The sequence below is a fragment of the Allosediminivita pacifica genome (genome assembly GCF_003054175.1).
Taxonomy (GTDB): Bacteria; Pseudomonadota; Alphaproteobacteria; order Rhodobacterales; family Rhodobacteraceae; genus Allosediminivita; species Allosediminivita pacifica.
Map to the genome: position 1 here is coordinate 1 of NZ_QBKN01000082.1, position 1,965 is coordinate 1,965.

The following is a 1,965-nucleotide window of genomic DNA, read 5'->3' on the forward strand; positions in this document are numbered from 1 at the left end:
GGTAATCTTTGACATGACCGCCTCCCATTAAGGATTGTTGCGATCCCACCTTGGCACAGCGATGCCGTCGGGGGGCGGTTACAGCATCAAAGCCGTTTTCAGGGGGCAGAGCAGCGGCTGCTGGGGGTAAATCAGAAGACAGCGTGGAAGATGGGGCACGCCATTCGTGAGATGATGGATGACCGGAACGGCGAGTTGATGCCATTGGAAGATATTGTCGAGGTAGATGAGGCGTATGTCGGAGGAGCGCCGAAATCCCTCTCGGGCGCCTACAATCCACCCGGCAAGGGCACTGGAAAGCCGATGATCTTCGTGGCAGCTTCTCGCGACGGACAGGGGCGCGCAAGGGTTGTTGCAAACGATCAGCGCGCGACACTGGAACCGGTTCTCCTGGAATGGATCGACCCGGCGACAACCAATCTTATGACCGATGGCAGCAAGAGCTATCGAAGTCTGGGAAAGACCATGGCTGACCACCAGTATGTGATCCACAGCCAGAAAGAGTATGCCAATCCGGAGACCGGCGCCCATGTGAACACGGCTGAGGCCGTGATCTCCCAAGTGCAGCGTGCCCTTGTCGGAGTATACCACAACCTCGGCCGAAAACACCTTCAACGATACCTGGACGAGATCGTCTGGCGATGGAACCACCGGGACCCTGTCCGGGAAGTGGTCAAGCAATGGACGACGAAAGCCGGTGTTGAACGGCAGAAATCGACAACGATCTGGCGCCCGATACCGGTGGTCGACCAGATGCGCGTGCTCCTTCAGGGTGCAGTCGGAAAACAGGTGCGCCGATCAAGGGAATATGGTCTGTGCTGGCCCTAAACATTGATATCTACCAAGGGCAGCAGGACATTTGCGCTCCGCTTCGCAGCTGAAAGGCCGGCAAGCGTCTCATGCAGCGGCATCATGGAAGAGAGGCGTCCCGAAGATGAAAGCTCCTGACAACGATTGGGTTGCACCGGTAATCTCCTTTCTTTCGGAGAATCTGCCACACATTGATGATGGCTGGGAGCACATGTTTTCGACTGCCTACCAGATTGGTTGCGAGGCTCTGGTGGCGCTTGGCGTGGCGACAGAGATTGGCGGAGGTGCCATTCGCCGGGAAAATCCAGAACGCCCTGAACAACTCCCTCGGCGGGACGACATATGCATTGCCGTTCTCAGGCTGGCCGAACAGCAAAACAAGCTCGAATACCGTCTGCCGGACGGAACGCGCCCACCACCTCGGTCGCAATGGCGAGTTATGAACGCGCCGGCCACGCCTCCGCCGAACATTCTGTCGGCCCACGGCTTGGGGCCCGCGCGCGCCGACGAGGAGGTGTCGTCGGTCCTCATTGCCCTCGGGCTAATCGGCGGCGAGGGCCGCTGGACCGAGCAGGCAGAGCTTGTCCTATGGCGGGACCAGCCGCGCGAGTGGAACATGGATGTGACCTCCGACCCCCGTTTTGCCGGAGCGGTGCGGAACGCGGTTGAAGACATTTCACCGGTCATACGCAGAGAGATTGACCGCTTGGTGAGGATCACCGAGAAAGACGTGGAAGCACACATTCAACATCATGATGATGCCATCGAAGAGGGCCGGAAAAAGTATGGCCCGAAAGCTCGCTTCGGTGCGCCGATGACTCCGGAGAGCGCCGTGAAGAGCTTGCACTTGCTACGCCGCAACGAACTTGATTGGGTCTTCTTCCGCCATTGGCGACTGGCTGAGGGTTGGTTGACCAGTGACCAATCAGAAAGCGCTTTGCAGATTTTTCACGACCCTCTGGCCAAACAGATGAGGCGAGCAGTTCTCATTCGACTTCACCCTGATCTGCCACACTTCGCGGAATAGCCGCTGAGCGCCATTACCATTAGAGGTATGCAGGGCTTTGATGCTGTAACCGCCCCCCGACGGCATCGCTGTGCCAAGGTGGGATCGCAACAATCCTTAATGGGAGGCGGTCATGTCAAAGATTACCA

At 58.1% G+C, this 1,965-nt stretch carries 2 protein-coding genes; both read left to right on the top strand.

The window, feature by feature from the left end; translation table 11 throughout:
- The first annotated feature begins 120 nt into the window (after positions 1 to 120).
- A complete protein-coding gene (locus C8N44_RS22975) occupies positions 121 to 828 on the top strand; it encodes an IS1595 family transposase (RefSeq protein ID WP_280952978.1) in 708 nt (235 codons plus the stop codon).
- A 106-nt stretch (positions 829 to 934) separates the two neighbouring features.
- Positions 935 to 1,837, top strand: a complete 903-nt coding sequence (locus tag C8N44_RS22980) for a hypothetical protein (protein ID WP_107979000.1) — start codon at positions 935 to 937, stop codon at positions 1,835 to 1,837.
- Positions 1,838 to 1,965: the final 128 nt, after the last annotated feature.